At 48.3% G+C, this 15,303-nt stretch carries 11 protein-coding genes; 10 read left to right on the forward strand and 1 reads right to left on the reverse strand.

What is annotated here, in order from left to right:
- Nucleotides 1–27: 27 nt before the first annotated feature.
- From pheT to scpB, 10 genes are all read left to right on the forward strand, one after another.
- Nucleotides 28–2,460: a phenylalanine--tRNA ligase subunit beta gene (gene pheT / locus BMZ54_RS01210; protein ID WP_089906330.1), complete on the forward strand. Its 2,433-nt coding sequence runs from the start codon at nucleotides 28–30 to the stop codon at nucleotides 2,458–2,460.
- Nucleotides 2,461–2,542: 82 nt separating this feature from the next.
- Nucleotides 2,543–2,851: a hypothetical protein gene (locus BMZ54_RS01215; RefSeq protein WP_089906331.1), complete on the forward strand. Its 309-nt coding sequence runs from the start codon at nucleotides 2,543–2,545 to the stop codon at nucleotides 2,849–2,851.
- 25 nt (nucleotides 2,852–2,876) lie between these two features.
- The gene (locus BMZ54_RS01220) at nucleotides 2,877–3,170 is read left to right on the forward strand and encodes a cell division protein ZapA (RefSeq protein WP_089906332.1); all 294 of its coding nucleotides are present in this window, start codon (nucleotides 2,877–2,879) and stop codon (nucleotides 3,168–3,170) included.
- A gap of 279 nt (nucleotides 3,171–3,449) precedes the next feature.
- Nucleotides 3,450–5,015 (forward strand): ribonuclease Y, encoded by a 1,566-nt coding sequence (gene rny / locus BMZ54_RS01225; RefSeq protein WP_089906333.1) that lies wholly within the window; start codon nucleotides 3,450–3,452, stop codon nucleotides 5,013–5,015.
- A gap of 96 nt (nucleotides 5,016–5,111) precedes the next feature.
- The gene (locus tag BMZ54_RS01230; protein ID WP_089906334.1) at nucleotides 5,112–5,927 is read left to right on the forward strand and encodes a hypothetical protein; all 816 of its coding nucleotides are present in this window, start codon (nucleotides 5,112–5,114) and stop codon (nucleotides 5,925–5,927) included.
- Between the two features lie 62 nt (nucleotides 5,928–5,989).
- Nucleotides 5,990–6,616 (forward strand): 3-keto-disaccharide hydrolase, encoded by a 627-nt coding sequence (locus BMZ54_RS01235; protein ID WP_089906335.1) that lies wholly within the window; start codon nucleotides 5,990–5,992, stop codon nucleotides 6,614–6,616.
- A gap of 214 nt (nucleotides 6,617–6,830) precedes the next feature.
- Nucleotides 6,831–9,833, forward strand: a complete 3,003-nt coding sequence (locus tag BMZ54_RS01240; protein WP_089906336.1) for a SusC/RagA family TonB-linked outer membrane protein — start codon at nucleotides 6,831–6,833, stop codon at nucleotides 9,831–9,833.
- An 18-nt stretch (nucleotides 9,834–9,851) separates the two neighbouring features.
- Nucleotides 9,852–11,477, forward strand: coding sequence for a RagB/SusD family nutrient uptake outer membrane protein (locus BMZ54_RS01245; protein ID WP_162277446.1), 1,626 nt, complete (start codon nucleotides 9,852–9,854; stop codon nucleotides 11,475–11,477).
- Nucleotides 11,478–11,792: 315 nt separating this feature from the next.
- A complete protein-coding gene (gene atpG / locus BMZ54_RS01250) occupies nucleotides 11,793–12,686 on the forward strand; it encodes an ATP synthase F1 subunit gamma (protein ID WP_089906338.1) in 894 nt (297 codons plus the stop codon).
- A gap of 152 nt (nucleotides 12,687–12,838) precedes the next feature.
- The gene (gene scpB, locus BMZ54_RS01255; protein WP_089906339.1) at nucleotides 12,839–14,062 is read left to right on the forward strand and encodes an SMC-Scp complex subunit ScpB; all 1,224 of its coding nucleotides are present in this window, start codon (nucleotides 12,839–12,841) and stop codon (nucleotides 14,060–14,062) included.
- Between the two features lie 56 nt (nucleotides 14,063–14,118).
- Here scpB and BMZ54_RS01260 read toward each other — a convergent pair whose 3' ends face one another.
- The gene (locus BMZ54_RS01260; protein ID WP_089906340.1) at nucleotides 14,119–14,943 is read right to left on the reverse strand and encodes a purine-nucleoside phosphorylase; all 825 of its coding nucleotides are present in this window, start codon (nucleotides 14,941–14,943) and stop codon (nucleotides 14,119–14,121) included.
- Between the last annotated feature and the right edge of the window lie 360 nt (nucleotides 14,944–15,303).

Below are 15,303 nucleotides of genomic sequence, written 5' to 3' on the forward strand. Positions count from 1 at the left end.
CTTTACACCACTTTATTATCTTGTAAAATGACTATTTCTTACAATTGGCTTTGTGAATATTTGCCGGTACAGCCCTCACCGGAGGATTTGTCTGTTATATTAACGCGTATAGGCCTGGAAGTGGAAAGCCTGGAAAAATTTGAATCCGTAAAAGGCAGCCTGGAAGGGCTGGTGATAGGCGAAGTGCTGACAGCCGTACAACACCCGAACGCAGATAAGCTGAAACTGACCACCGTAAATACTGGCGGCCCGGAACCGCTGAACATTGTATGCGGCGCACCTAATGTAGCCGTAGGCCAGAAAGTGGTGGTAGCCCCCATTGGTGCTACTATTTACCCACTAAGCGGTGAGCCCATGACCATGAAAAAGGCAAAGATCCGTGGGGAAGAAAGCCAGGGCATGATCTGCGCAGAAGATGAAATTGGGCTGGGCAGCAGCCATGCCGGCATACTGGTGCTGGATGCAGCCTTACAACCCGGTACCCCTGCCCGCGAAATATTTAAGCCCGTACAGGACTGGATATACGAAATTGGCCTTACCCCCAACCGTATGGATGCCATGAGCCATATAGGCGTGGCCCGGGATGTATGCGCCTATTATAATAACCTGGAAAATACCCGCCAGTACCAGGCTAAGCTGCCCGTAATACCGGAGCTGCCTAAAGCAGCCACCCCATTATCCATTAGCGTTAGTGTGGAAAACACAGCTGCCTGCCCCCGCTACGCCGGTGTATCCATTACCGGGGTGCAAACCGCCCCCTCACCGGACTGGCTGCGTAATAAATTATTAGCCATCGGGGTACGGCCTATTAATAATATAGTAGACATTACCAATTTTATACTGCACGAAACCGGGCAGCCCCTGCATGCTTTTAATGCAGATGCTATTACCGGCAGTAAAGTGATTGTAAAGAACCTGCCTGCCGGAACGCCCTTTGTAACGCTGGACGGCAAGGAACGTAAGCTGGATGCTGCAGACCTTATGATCTGCAACGGCAACAGTGAACCCATGTGCATAGCCGGCGTATTTGGCGGCCTGCACTCCGGGGTAACTGATACCACGCACAACATTTTCCTGGAAAGCGCCTGCTTTACCGGCACGGGCATCCGCGCCTCCTCTTTCCGGCACGGCCTGCGTACAGATGCCGCTACCCGTTTTGAGAAAGGAGTGGATATATCCAATGCCGTATTTGTACTGCAACGCGCTGCCGCTCTTATTTGTGAGCTGGCCGGTGGTAAGATTGCGTCAGAAATAACAGACGTTTACCCGCAGGCCAAACCTAAAACGGAAGTAACCGCTACCTGGGCTTATATTAAAAAGCTGAGCGGCAAGGAATACAGCAAAGAGAAGATCAGTAACATATTAGCCAGCCTGGGTTTTGAAATACTGGCGGAAACACCCGAGCACCTGAAGGTAAATGTACCCTACAGCAAACCGGATATTTCCATACCTGCCGATATTGTAGAAGAAATAATGCGTATCGATGGCCTGGATAATGTGGAGATCCCCTCCCAGGTGCTTATTACCCCGGCCATTACGGCCAGGCCGGACCGGGAAACGGTACGCGAAAAAATAGCCGGTTACCTGGCAGGCAACGGTTTTAATGAAATATTCACCAACTCCATTACCAACAGCAAATATTTTACGCCGGAAGTGCTGGAGCGCACGGTAAAAATGATTAACAACCTCAGCGCAGACCTGGATGTAATGCGCCCCTCCATGCTGGAAACCGGCCTGGAAAGCATAGCTTATAACCTGAACCGCAAAAATGAGGACCTGCTGTTCTTTGAATTTGGTAAAACCTACGCCACTACCGGCCAGGGCCAATACCAGGAAACGGAGCACCTATGCCTGTACCTTACCGGCCGTAAAAGACCGGAAAGCTGGTTATACGAAGCCGCCCCGGTAGATTTTTATTTCATGAAAGGATATGTAGGCAATGTGCTGGCCCAGCTGGGCATCCGCTCATTACAATGGGCAGAGCTGGAAGTGGACGGGCTGCAATTTGCCTGGCAGATAAATGGTAACGGCCAGGCCCTGGTACAGTTGGGCGCCGTATCCGGCCCCAGGCTGAAGCAGTTTGATATTAAGCAGCCGGTATGGTTTGCCGATATTAACTGGCAGGCTGTTTTGGCCGCTTTACCAAAAAAGGATACCTTTTACAGCGAAATTCCGAAATTCCCGGCCGTACGCAGGGACCTGGCGCTGGTGCTGGACAAACAGGTACGGTTTGCGGATGTGGAAGCCGCTGCGCGCACCGTGAAATCCTCACTACTGCAACATATCAATTTGTTTGACGTTTTTGAAAGCGAAAAGCTGGGGGCCAACAAGCGCTCTTACGCAGTAAGCTTTACCTTCCAGGATACGCAGAAAACGCTTACAGATAAAGAAATAGATGCCGTAATGGACAAGCTGGTAAAAACTTTTGAAACACAACTGCAGGCGCAGATAAGAAAGTAATGGTTCAATGTGCTAATGTGCCGGTTAGTATCTAAATGGTCCTTAACAAAAACCAGCATATCAGCACATCATCAGATTAATAATGGCTCTGGAGCAACACATACAACGCATTGAAGAAAAGCTGCAACTGCTGCTGAAAAAGCTGCAACAGGAGCAGGCGGAAAATGCGTGGCTGAAGGAGCAGCTGCAGCACCAGCAGCAGGAAGCGCGTACGCAGCAGCAAACCATTATTCAGCTGGAACAAAAGCTGCACCTGGCCAAAATAGCCACGGTAGCAGCCGGGCCGCCCGCCTCACCGGAAGAGGATGAGGACTTTAAAAAGGAAATGCGCACCAGGATCAACGACTATATAAAAGAAATAGACCGTTGTATAGCATTATTAAACAGTTAGCCGGGAAAAGTGTTAATTAGTAGTTATGGAACAACTGATTCCTGTAAATATAGTAGTGGCAGACCGCTCTTACCGGATTAAGATCAAACCGGAAGAAGAAGAAGCCGTACGCCGCATCATGAAAGAGGTGAATGACAAGATCATTGAGTTCAAAACGGCCTATGCCGGTAAAGACCTCCAGGATTACATTGCCATGGCGCTGATCATGTACGCTACCCACCCTGTTACCAGTGGCGGAAAGGCACAGGCAGAAGGAGCCCCCTATTTACAGGAAAAATTGCAAAGGCTGGAAGCACTGTTGGATGAGCAGTTGAAATGATGTGTGGTTTTTTGATTGTGTTGGGATCTTTTGAGAAAATAGATTAACAGGGAGTAATATAAATTTATTTCATTAATTCGTAACCAACTGAAATAAAGCAGCTTAATTACTTACCATTTCGTTAAAGAAGTTGTAAAACAGGCCATTTACACTGTTCTGCATACCCGCACATCGCACATCTGCACATTATTTTTGTTATTTTCGCGCGTCAAGTTCTACCACCTCCTTAAAAAGGCGGTGACGAAGAATGCAATATATATTCAATTTTAAATTTTTTGTATGGATACAACTGTAATAACGACAATAGCCGCGGTGGTGGCATTGGTAATTGGAATAGTGTTAGGTAAGGTGATATTTGCCAAAAACACGCAGCAGAAGATACAGGATGCAGAGCAACAGGCCCAGAAGATCATAAGTGATGCCCAGATAAGTGCAGAGAACCTGAAAAAAGACAGATTACTGGAAGCCAAGGAAAAATATCTGCAGTTAAAAACGGAGCATGAAAAGGAAGTGTTGCAGCGTAATCAGAAGCTGGCCGATTCGGAGAACCGCATTAAGCAGAAAGAGTTAGGCCTGAACCAGAAGAATGAGCAGCTGCAGAAACAGGTACAGGAAAATGAAGCCATTAAGGAAAACCTGAACCGGCAGATGGAGCTGGTAGCCATTAAACGCAATGACCTGGAAAAACACCAGGAAGAGCATATCCGCCGCCTGGAAAAAGTAGCCGGCCTTACCGCAGAAGAAGCCAAGCACCAGCTGGTGGAAAGCCTGAAGGAAGAAGCCCGCAGCCAGGCACTGGCCCACATCCAGGAGATTATTGAAGACGCCAAGAGCAAGGCCAATAAAGAAGCAAAGAAGATTATTATACAATCCATCCAGCGTACGGCAGCTGAGCAAACCATTGAAAATGCCATTACCGTATTTAACCTGGAAAGCGATGAAATTAAAGGCCAGATCATTGGCCGTGAAGGCCGTAACATACGCGCCATTGAAGCAGCTACCGGTGTAGACCTGATCGTGGATGATACCCCGGAAGCCATCGTATTATCATCCTTCGATCCCCTGCGCAGGGAAATAGCCCGCCTCTCCCTTCAGCGCCTGGTACAGGACGGCCGTATACACCCCGCCCGTATTGAGGAAGTAGTAGAAAAAACCAAGAAACAGCTGGAAGAGCAGGTAATGGACATTGGTGAAAGAACCGTGATAGAGCTGGGCATCCATGGCCTGCATAAAGAGCTGGTACGCCTGGTAGGTAAAATGCGTTTCCGTTCCTCTTACGGACAAAACCTGCTCATGCACTCCAAAGAAACCGCTAACCTGTGTGGTGTAATGGCCGCAGAGCTGGGCCTGAACCCCAAACTGGCCAAACGCGCCGGCCTGCTGCACGACATTGGTAAAGTACCCGATGAAGAAACAGAGCTGAGCCATGCCCTTTTAGGCGCCAAGCTGTGTGAAAAATACGGCGAGCATGCTGCCGTAGTGAACGCCGTAGGCGCCCACCACGATGAAATGGAAATGCAGTATGTGATTTCCCCCATTGTGCAGGCCTGTGATGCTATCAGCGGCGCCCGCCCCGGTGCACGCCGTGAAATTATGCAGAGCTACCTGCAGCGTATCAAAGACCTGGAAAACCTGGCCCTGGCCCACGACGGTGTGGAAAAAGCCTACGCCATACAGGCCGGCCGCGAGCTGCGCGTAATTGTTGAAAGTGATAAAGTAACGGACAGCGATGCAGACCGCCTCTCTTTTGATATTGCTACCAAAATTCAAACGGAAATGCAGTACCCCGGACAGATCAAAGTAACGGTGATCCGCGAAAAACGCGCCGTGAACGTAGCCCGGTAATTGCTAAAAGGATAATAAAAAAGTCCCGTTTGCCACCTGGTGAACGGGGCTTTTTTTATGCAGGAATTTGTAGCTTAGCCTAAATATTGTTTACCCATGTTCAACCGCCCTTACCTATACCTGGCTGTTATAACAGTAATGGCCATATTCTCCTGTGGAAAGTCCGATAACCCGCAACCGCAAACACCGCCGGTGGATAGCCTGAACGCTAAATTCCTGCTGCCTGTAAGCCATGGATTTTATAGCAGCACCGGACCGGTGATGTTCAGTCCCGGGGGTAGTACCATGATGGGGTTATCTTACCTGAACGGGCGCCCGAATGTGCGCACAGGCGGATTGCTGGCCATAGCCACCAGTGGTGGCTTTAGCTATATATTCAGCACGCTGGTGTATGATACAGCGGTGTATAATGGCAACAATGTTACCCTTACCACCCATTACCACGGAACTAATGTTATTATGGATCCCAACCAGCGTAACCTGCTGCTGGAAAACGGCCGGTTAAAACGTATTGTCAAAGCCCCGGATACCACCTATTTTTACTACAACGCTAAAAATCAGCCCATCAAAACGGAAACGTTCAGCCGTAGTGTACATATTACCCGCAGCTTTGTTTTTGACAACAGCGGCAACCTGCAAAGCGTAAAAAGCAGCAGCACTTCCCGGTACGATGAGCAGGTTATTTCCCAGGAGGAGGAAACCTTTACCGGTTATGATAATAAGCCCAACCCGCTGAAAGGCCTTTGGTTATGGGATGATCTTTATTACCGTACCGTATCAGCCAACAACTTCTCCGGTTATACCTACACACAAAGCATTCTGCAAAACGGACAGGTAGTGGGGAATAGCCATCAGCAATCCACCATCCCCCTGTTTTATACGGCTACCGGGCAGCTGGATTGTACCCGCTAACTTTCATAGAAATGCTTATCTTAAGGCATTGTGAATCATTAATTCCTTAACTAAGCAGCATCATGAAAAAATTCACGTCATTACGCTACTGCCTGAACGCCGGGTTGCTGGCCATCACTTTATTATGCCTTGCCACCAATACCCAGGCGCAGAAAACACAAGCCTTGTTCAACGGGAAGAACCTGGATGGCTGGAAAATTTACGGAACAGAAAAATGGTATGTGGAAGATGGCTTCCTGGTATGTGAAAGCGGCCCGGATAAAGAGTATGGTTACCTGGGTACTGAAAAAGAGTACAAAGATTTTGAGCTTACCGTGGAATTTAAGCAGGAGGCCAATGGCAACAGCGGCGTATTTTTCCACTCCAGTATAGAAGGCACTAAAATTACCGGCTGGCAGGCAGAGGTAGCCCCGCCCAACATGCACACCGGCGGTATCTATGAATCTTACGGGCGTGGATGGCTGATACAGCCCACGGCCGATAAGGAGCAATACCTGAAAATGGGAGAATGGAATACCATGAAAGTGAAAGTAAAGGGCAACGAAGTAACCACCTGGCTTAACGGGCATGAAATGATCACTTTAACCGATGAAAAAATCGGCGCCCGCAGCGGGCAGATCGCCTTACAGATCCATTCCGGGGGCGGCATCAAAGTAAGGTGGCGCAATATCCGCATCCGCACCCTGTAATCCTTCAGTATATTCTCAAACAGCACACAATCGGCCGCGAGCGGCCTGTTCCTTTTGGATCAGCTTGTGTGCTGTTTTTTTGTTTTCTAAATGCAATCGTTTGCATTTTCCATAGAAATAGCTATCTTGAGGTACGCGTTACTGTTAAATAGTGTTAAAACTTGTAGACATTTTTGAACCAAACCGCTAATCGTTAAATAGAAATTCACACGGTATGAAGAACTTGTTACAAACGGGGGGACTGTTGCTGCTTTTGCTATGCCACCACCTCGTCATCCACGCACAAAACACCACCACCATTCAGGGAAAAGTTACAGATGCCAAATCCGGCGCACCGCTGCCGGGAGTAACCGTGTCTGTAAAAGGTAAATCTGCCGGCGCCCAAACCGATGGGCAGGGTAGCTATAAGCTGCAGGTGCCTGCCGGCGGCACTACACTGGTGTTCTCTTTTATCGGCTACCTGTCACAGGAACAGGCTATTAATGGCCGCTCCAGCGTTGATATTCAGCTGGCCGAAGATCTTAAGAAGCTGGAAGAAGTGGTAGTAGTAGGTTATGGCGCCCAAAAGAAAAAGGACGTAACCGGCGCTATTGCCTCTATTAATGCCAAATCCATACAGGAAGTATCTGTTACCAACCCGCAACAGGCGTTGCAGGGCCGCGTAGCAGGTATTGATGTATTGATCAACAGTAACAAACCCGGGGATGAGCCCCGCGTGCGTGTACGTGGTAACCGCTCCATTACTGCGGGTAATGATCCCTTGTACATTGTAGATGGTATTCCATATGCAGGCAATCTGAATGATCTTAACCCTTCTGATATTGCCTCCATGGATGTGCTGAAAGATGCCTCTGCTACCGCCATCTACGGTTCCCGCGGGGCCAACGGCGTTATCCTGGTAACTACACAAAGAGGTAAATCCTCTTCTCCGGTACGCGTTACCTATAATGCGGACTATGGTATTATTAAGGCCCTGGGCGAATCAGATATGATGGATGCAACACAGTACACCAACATGCGCCGGGAAGCCAACCGCACCATTGGCAAGTATAATGATAACAATCCCGATTCTTCCGATGCCGCCGTTTTTAATGCCACCGAATACGCCAATATTAAAAGAGGTGTAAATACCGACTGGCAAAAGCTGCTGCTCTCTTCCGGCTGGCAAACCTCCCATAACCTGGGTGTATCCGGCGGTTCAGAAAAAACCAAGTATGCGGCCAGCCTGGGATATTTTAAACAACAGGGCGTATTCAAGCTGCAAAGCTATGAGCGCTATAACCTGCATGTGAACCTGGACCAGGAGATCAGTAAACGTGTACGCGCAGGCATATCCTTACTGGGCACTTACAGCAAACGCCGGGGCGAAACCTATAACGGCATGAGCGCAGCGTTAAAAATGCTGCCCATTGCAGATCCGTATGATGCCAATGGTAACCTGATCATACTGCCCACCGGCGATAGCCAGCAACCCAATGCCCTGCTGGATTATGTGCCCGGCAACCGCGTAGAGGACCGCAACCGCTTCCGCCTGTTCACCAGCCTGTATGGCGAAGTGGATATTATAGATGGGCTTAAATACCGCCTGAACGTAGGCCCGGATATTCAGCAAAGCAACTACGGCCTTTTCCAGGGTAAGAACAATACCGACCTGCTGATAGGCGGCGGCGATGCTACTGCCCAGAAGACCAACTATACTACGCTGGCTTACACGGTAGAAAACCTTTTAACCTATAACAAAGTAATACATCAGAAACATAACATTGGCGTTACTGCCCTGTATAGCGTACAACGCCAGCGGGAAGATTCCAGCAACGCCAGCGTAAGAGGCATCCCTGTAGAAGCGCAGCAGTTCTACAACCTGGACGAAGCAGGTAACGTAACAGCACTGGGCAGCCAGCTAGGCACCTGGACCATCCTCTCCTACATGGGCCGTATTAACTACGGGTTTGATGACCGTTACCTGGTAACCTTAACCCTGCGTGCAGATGGCTCCTCCCGCTTTGCGCCCGGTAAGCAATGGGGCTATTTCCCTTCCGTGGCCGTTGCCTGGAACATGACCAATGAAAATTTCATGAAATCCGTTGCCTGGCTGGATAACCTGAAACTACGCGCCAGCTATGGTAAAATAGGCAACACCGGTATTCCTCCCTATGCTACTCAGGGCTCACTGTTACGCAGCCCTTATTCCTATAACAACAAGGGCGTGCTGGGTTACCTGCCCAACCAGCTGCGTAATCCCAATCTTACCTGGGAAACTACCAGCTCTGTGAACGCAGGTTTTGATTTCAGCGTGTTTAAAGGCCGTGTAACCGGTAGTGTGGATTGGTACCGCCAGAAAACCAGCGACCTGCTGTTAAACAAGCTGCTGCCCATCAGCAATGGCTTTGGCTCTGTGCTGGTGAATGTGGGTGAAACCCAGAACTCAGGTGTGGAAATTGCTTTGTCCACCGCCATTATCCAGAATCCCAATGGTTTTAACTGGAACATGGATGTAAACTTCTTTACCAACCGTGAAAAAATACTTTCCTTAGGCAATGGCGCAAAAAGCGATCCGGGTAATGCCTGGTTCATTGGCAAGCCTATCACGGTGTACTACGATTATCAGAAAGTAGGCATCTGGCAAACCGAAGCAGAAGCGCAGGTATACCAGCAGCACCAGGGCGAGATACGCCTGAACGATGTGAATAATGATAAAAAGCTGGACGCCAATGACCGCGTGATCCTGGGCTCCCAGCAGCCGGATTGGTCCGGTGGTATGACGCAGCGCTTCTCCTGGAAAGGCATAGACCTCTCCATTGTAGCATTTGCACGTATAGGCGGTATGGTTAAAAGTGATTTTTACCAGAACTACAATACCCTGTTCGGCCGTTACAATAACCTGGATGTAAACTACTGGACACCATCTAACCCAACCAATGAGTTTCCACGTCCTAACCGTAACCAGGAGCGGCCTAATAACTACACCTCGCTCAGCTATTTTGATGGTTCTTTCTTCAAGATCCGCAACATCGGTGTTGGTTACAACCTACCGGAAGGTTTAATGAAACGCTGGGGTATGCAGGCATTGCGCGTGCATGCGGATGTGAAACAACCGCTGATCATAGCGCCTTACCGCCAGAAATACAAAGGCATTGACCCGGAAGATGTGACCACTATCGCCGTGGATGCACCAGCCACCTGGATGCTGCAGTTTGGTTTGAATGCTACTTTTTAATGTTAAAAAATGAACGTTATGAATACTCGAAAAATATGCTGGTTAATAGCCCTGCTGGGTTTTGCGGCAGTAAGCTGTAATAAGATGCTGGAAGAAAAGCTGGTGTCTACTGTAAACGATGATTTCTATAATACGCCCAGTGGCTTTACCTCTGCTGTTAACGGCTCTTATGTAGCCATGCGCAGCTTTTACAGCACAGAAAGGGGCATGACGCTTTCTGTATTTGGTACAGATACCTACACCAACGGCTCCGATGGTGATTTTAAATTTGCAAATCAATATACCTCCCAGCTGGACGGCCGTTATGCCCACCTGCGGGAATTATGGAATACCATTTACCAAACCATTAATACCTGCAATGTGGTGATAGACCGGGCGGATAAGATCCCGAACCTGGATTCAGCGGTTAAAAAGAATGGGGTAGCCCAGGCACGCTTTTGCCGCGCGCATTATTACTTTATACTGGCGCAGATGTTTGGCGCCGTGCCTTTAAATCTGCATGAGAATACGGAGATTAAAACTGAAGCGCACCGTGATTCTGTAGGCAGTATTTATAATGCTATTATTGACGATCTGCTGTATGCAGAACAGAACCTGCCGGATGCGCCTTCTGAATGGGGCCGCGCCAGCAAACCGGCTGCAGAGCACCTGTTGGGCCGCGTATATTTAACCCGCGGGTATACCGCCTATAAACAGGCTACCGACTTTGACAATGCCGCTAAGTATGCGCAAATGGTGATCAACAATTATGGCTTTGCACTGCTGCCGGATGTAGGACAGGTTTGGGCACAGGGAAAGGAAAATAACGCGGAAACCGTATGGGCTGTGCAATACACCACAGATGCACTGTACAACTCCAGCGATAATAATGCCTGCCGCTTTTTCCTGATGCAGTATGATATACTGGCCGGTATGAAGCGCGATCTGGCCAATGGTACACCCTGGAAGCGTTTTAAGCCTACAAAATTCCTGCTGGATACCCTCTACCAGGAACGTGTACACGATACCCGTTACGAAAAATTCTTTACTTCAGTATGGCGCGCCAACAACGCCACGGCCACGCTGAAAGTAGGCGATACCTCTGTATGGATGCCGGGTTATGATGTAACGGATGCTATGATCAAAAGCAAACCTTACCTGCTGGTGCCTCCCCGTAACTATACGCTGGTGCTATACCCATCCCTGAATAAGTTTGCAGATGCCATGCGCCCGGATAACCAGGCCTCCGGCGTAAGGCCCTTTATTGCCTTCCGCCTGGCGGAAGATTACCTGAATGCCGCAGAAGCGCTGACCATGAAAGGGGAAAAGGGAGCAGCCGTGCCCCTGGTGAACACCCTGCGTATGCGGGCCGCCAGGGTAGGTGCCACGCCGGAAGAAACTACGGCCCATAAAGACGCCATGAAAGTAACCGAAGCCCAAATAACCCTGGATTTCCTGCTGGATGAAAGAGACCGCGAAATGGTAGGCGAGCAAACCCGCTGGTTTGACCTGAAACGTACCGGCAAGCTGCTGGAAAGGGTAAAACTGCATAATCCGGATGCCGCTAAGAATATACTGCCCAAACACCTGCTGCGGCCTATTCCGCAGGATCAGATAGACCGTGTGAGCAACCCGGGCGATTTTCCGCAGAACGACGGATACTGAGTTAATTACGAATTGTCAATTACGAATTGAGTTTCTTATAAATGGAAGTCCTGCATTTTAAATGCAGGACTTTATTTTTTACCTACGCTTCAATCCCATCGTAATTATTCATAGTCATGATTATTTTCAATAGCATTCATAATGTCTTGCATTTCGTAATTAAACAATTCGTAATTCATTCATAGTTAACAATTTGCCATAGACGCAAATATTCATTCCGGGGCATTTCCTAATTAAGTTGTCAATGCTTACCTTTGCAGCCAAATTGAGCGGGGATACTCCCCACCATTCGTAATTGAAAATTCATAATTAAAAATGTCCGGACAGCTTAAAGAAGTTCGTAACCGCATAAAATCAGTACAATCCAGCCAGCAGATCACTAAGGCTATGAAAATGGTAAGTGCCGCCAAATTAAGGCGTGCGCAGGATGCCATTTTACAGATGCGCCCGTACGCTGTTAAGCTCCAGGAGATCCTGCAGAACATTGTTTCCAGCACAGAAGGCGATATTGATATGGCCCTGGCTAACCAACGTGCCGTGGAAAAAGTGCTGATCGTGGTAATTACTTCTGACCGCGGGCTGTGCGGCGCTTATAACTCCAACCTTATTAAGCTGGCCAAACAGCTGATCCGCGAAAAATACGCGGAGCAATATGCCAAAGGCCAGGTGCAGATAATGCCCATTGGTAAAAAAGGCTGGGAACATTTTGTGAAGAATGGTTACAAGATCAATGACCAGTACTGGCACCTGTTTGCCGACCTGAATTTTGATCACGTAAAACAGGCCGCTGCCATTGCGCTGAACGGTTTTATCAAAGGCGAGTATGATGCCGTGGATATTGTGTACAGCCAGTTCCGCAATGCCGCTACCCAGGTATATGTAGCAGAACAATTCCTGCCCATTGCCAAAGTAGAGCATAAAGAAGGGAATGCTAAACAGAAGATCAAGGCCGATTATATTTTTGAACCCGAAAAAGAAACGCTGATCGCGGAGCTAATGCCCAAGATCTTAAACACGCAGTTCTTTAAAGCCATCCTGGATGCACACGCATCTGAACATGGCGCACGTATGACAGCCATGGATAAAGCCACAGAAAATGCCAATGAGCTGCTGCGCGACCTGAAACTCTCCTACAACCGCGCCCGTCAGGCTGCCATCACTACAGAACTTACAGAAATTGTAAGTGGCGCCGCCGCTTTGGCAGGTTAAAAGTGAAGGTTATTCACAACAAATCAACATCAAAAAATTTCGATTTCTTACATAACGTCAAAGACTGTAACTTTCGGTCTTTGACGTTTTTATTTACAGCACGCGCGGGTTTTAACCACCTGTGAGGCTGTAAGGTTGCAAACTAATTATCAATGGAAATCTCTCAGATCATACCGCATGTTGAATCACTGATCTTTGCTGCAGACAGGCCGCTGCCTATGCTGGAATTAGTGGATCTGCTCAATAATGCCTTAGCTTTTTTGGAAGACCGTGCTACTTTAGACCAGGTAGAAACTGCCGTGGAAGCTATCCGTGAAAAATACCTGTCTGAATTTTATGCATTTGAAGTGCGGGAAAGCGGCGGAGGTTACCAGTTCCTTACTAAAAAAGATTATTACCAGACGGTAGCGCAGCTGAACGGGGAAAAGTTCCTGAAACGCCTTTCCACTGCCGCGCTGGAAACCCTGGCCATTATTGCTTATAAGCAGCCTATTTCCAAAGGCGAAATAGAACATATCCGTGGGGTAAGCTCTGATTACTCTATTCAGAAACTGCTGGAAAAAGAGCTGATCGTGATCTCCGGCCGTAGTGAAGAGCTGCCCGGTAAGCCGCTGCTGTACAGCACTTCCAAGGCTTTTATGGATTACTTTGGATTAAACTCCCCTGCTGATCTGCCCAAGCTGCGTGAAGTATTTGATGAAGAAACCATGATACAGCCTACCCTTATTACCGACGAAGCATTTACAGATAATAACGCTGTGCTGATGGTGTCCGAAAATGGTGAGCTGCTGGAAGATGCATTTATTCCAACCGTAAACATCATAGACGAAGCGGCCCACACCGATACCGGAACGGAAGTGCCGCCGGTAGATACAGAAGCAGAAATGGATACGGATGAGGAAGCCAATGCTGATAACGAACCGGTTGCTGATACGGAAAATAATATGGCTGATGATGAAGCAGCAACTCCTGATATAGAAGCTATTGGCCCCGGTCCTGGCGATGATGAGGTAGAAGATGAGGAAGAAGATGATCTGCATGAGGATCTGGGGGATGATGAGGATTTTGAGGATGAAGAGGACGAGGATGAAGATGATGAAGATGACGAAGAGGAGGAAGAGGAGGAGGATGAAGATGATGAAGATGATTTCGACGATGATGATGAAGAGGAAGACGAAGAGGATGAAGACGAGGACGAGGATGAAGATGACGAAGAAGATGAAGAGGATGAGGAGGAGGAAGATGATGACGACGAGGATGGAGAGGAAGAGGACTTTGAAGAAGATGAAGAAGATGAAGACGAAGATTTTGACGACGATGAGGATGAGGACGAAGAAGACGATGATGAAGAAGACGATAACGACAATAAAAGATAACATAAAGAAGTCCTGCCGGTTGGCGGGACTTCTGCTTTTTATAGGCGAAAGAAAGGTTAACTAATCCGCTTCACTACCTCCGCAAAAATGCTGCTCAGCTTTTCATCAGCCTTGCCCGCAACAGCAATGATCTCCTCAATAGAAACAGGATGCAGGTTATCCGGATCACATTCATCCGTGATCACGGAAACAGCAGCACAGGGCAGCTGTAATTGATTGGCAACAATCACCTCCGGCACGGTGCTCATACCCACCATATCCGCCCCGATCATTCGCAAAAAACGATATTCTGCACGGGTTTCCAGGTTAGGCCCCATTACGGAAACATATACACCTTTGTGCAGGGTACATCCTTTATCCGCAGCAGCCTGTAACAACAGCTGCCCCAGGTTCTTATCATATGGGCTGCTCATATCCGGGAAGCGCGTGCCGAAAGCCGGGGAATTTAATCCGCGCAAAGGGCTTTCCGGCTGCAGGTTAATATGATCATCCAGCAGCACCAGGTCGCCTTTTTTGAAGGCAGGATTCATACCACCGGCCGCGTTGCTAAGCAGCAGGTGTTGTATGCCCAATGCTTTCATTACGCGTATGGGAAACGTGATCTGCTGCATGGTATATCCCTCATAGTAATGAAACCGCCCCTGCATGGCTATTACCGGCACGGCTCCTATGCGGCCGAAGATCAGCTGTCCTTTATGTGATTCCACGGTAGATTCCGGGAAGTGGGGTATTTCGTGATAAGGAATGCTTTTTTCAACCTGTATATGCTGCACCAGCTCTCCCAGCCCGGTACCCAGCACAATACCTGCTTTAGCCTGGTGATAGTTGAACTTTTGTAAATAAGCTGCCGTGTCATTGATCTGTTGTAAAAGTGTTTGCATGGCACAAAGAAAAAGTAAAATCAGGAAGGAAAAAACGGGAAAGCAGGTTTGCTGCCGGAGCAGAGGCAATATTTTGCGCGCAAATTATTTAGCCCGGAGCGGGTTTATCCGGCAAATAATCGCGCAAATTTTAACAGTAATTAACACTCTTTTTATGCAATTTTACGCAAACGGTTGCATAAGCCATTTTACAGAACAGGTAAGCATTTCAATCGGCTGTAACAACAGCCCGGTCTGATAAGTTTTCCGTTCATCACAATTTCATGCAATCGGTTGTGTATTTTCTCCCCAAATTTTATAAATTGGGTTCAGAATCAGCATGTAGAGGAACTAATCAGACACCGCACTTTGCGGCACCTG

Source organism: Chitinophaga rupis (genome assembly GCF_900109685.1).
Taxonomy (GTDB): domain Bacteria; phylum Bacteroidota; class Bacteroidia; order Chitinophagales; family Chitinophagaceae; genus Chitinophaga; species Chitinophaga rupis.

What these genes read in the sequence shown, in the direction of transcription:
- BMZ54_RS01245 (WP_162277446.1), top strand. Translation starts at nt 9,852, where the DNA reads ATGAATACTCGAAAAATATGCTGGTTAATAGCCCTGCTGGGTTTTGCG.
- BMZ54_RS01215 (WP_089906331.1), top strand. Translation starts at nt 2,543, where the DNA reads ATGGCTCTGGAGCAACACATACAACGCATTGAAGAAAAGCTGCAACTG.
- pheT (WP_089906330.1), top strand. Translation starts at nt 28, where the DNA reads ATGACTATTTCTTACAATTGGCTTTGTGAATATTTGCCGGTACAGCCC.
- BMZ54_RS01220 (WP_089906332.1), top strand. Translation starts at nt 2,877, where the DNA reads ATGGAACAACTGATTCCTGTAAATATAGTAGTGGCAGACCGCTCTTAC.
- BMZ54_RS01235 (WP_089906335.1), top strand. Translation starts at nt 5,990, where the DNA reads ATGAAAAAATTCACGTCATTACGCTACTGCCTGAACGCCGGGTTGCTG.
- atpG (WP_089906338.1), top strand. Translation starts at nt 11,793, where the DNA reads ATGTCCGGACAGCTTAAAGAAGTTCGTAACCGCATAAAATCAGTACAA.
- BMZ54_RS01230 (WP_089906334.1), top strand. Translation starts at nt 5,112, where the DNA reads ATGTTCAACCGCCCTTACCTATACCTGGCTGTTATAACAGTAATGGCC.
- BMZ54_RS01260 (WP_089906340.1), bottom strand. Translation starts at nt 14,943, where the DNA reads ATGCAAACACTTTTACAACAGATCAATGACACGGCAGCTTATTTACAA.
- BMZ54_RS01240 (WP_089906336.1), top strand. Translation starts at nt 6,831, where the DNA reads ATGAAGAACTTGTTACAAACGGGGGGACTGTTGCTGCTTTTGCTATGC.
- scpB (WP_089906339.1), top strand. Translation starts at nt 12,839, where the DNA reads ATGGAAATCTCTCAGATCATACCGCATGTTGAATCACTGATCTTTGCT.
- rny (WP_089906333.1), top strand. Translation starts at nt 3,450, where the DNA reads ATGGATACAACTGTAATAACGACAATAGCCGCGGTGGTGGCATTGGTA.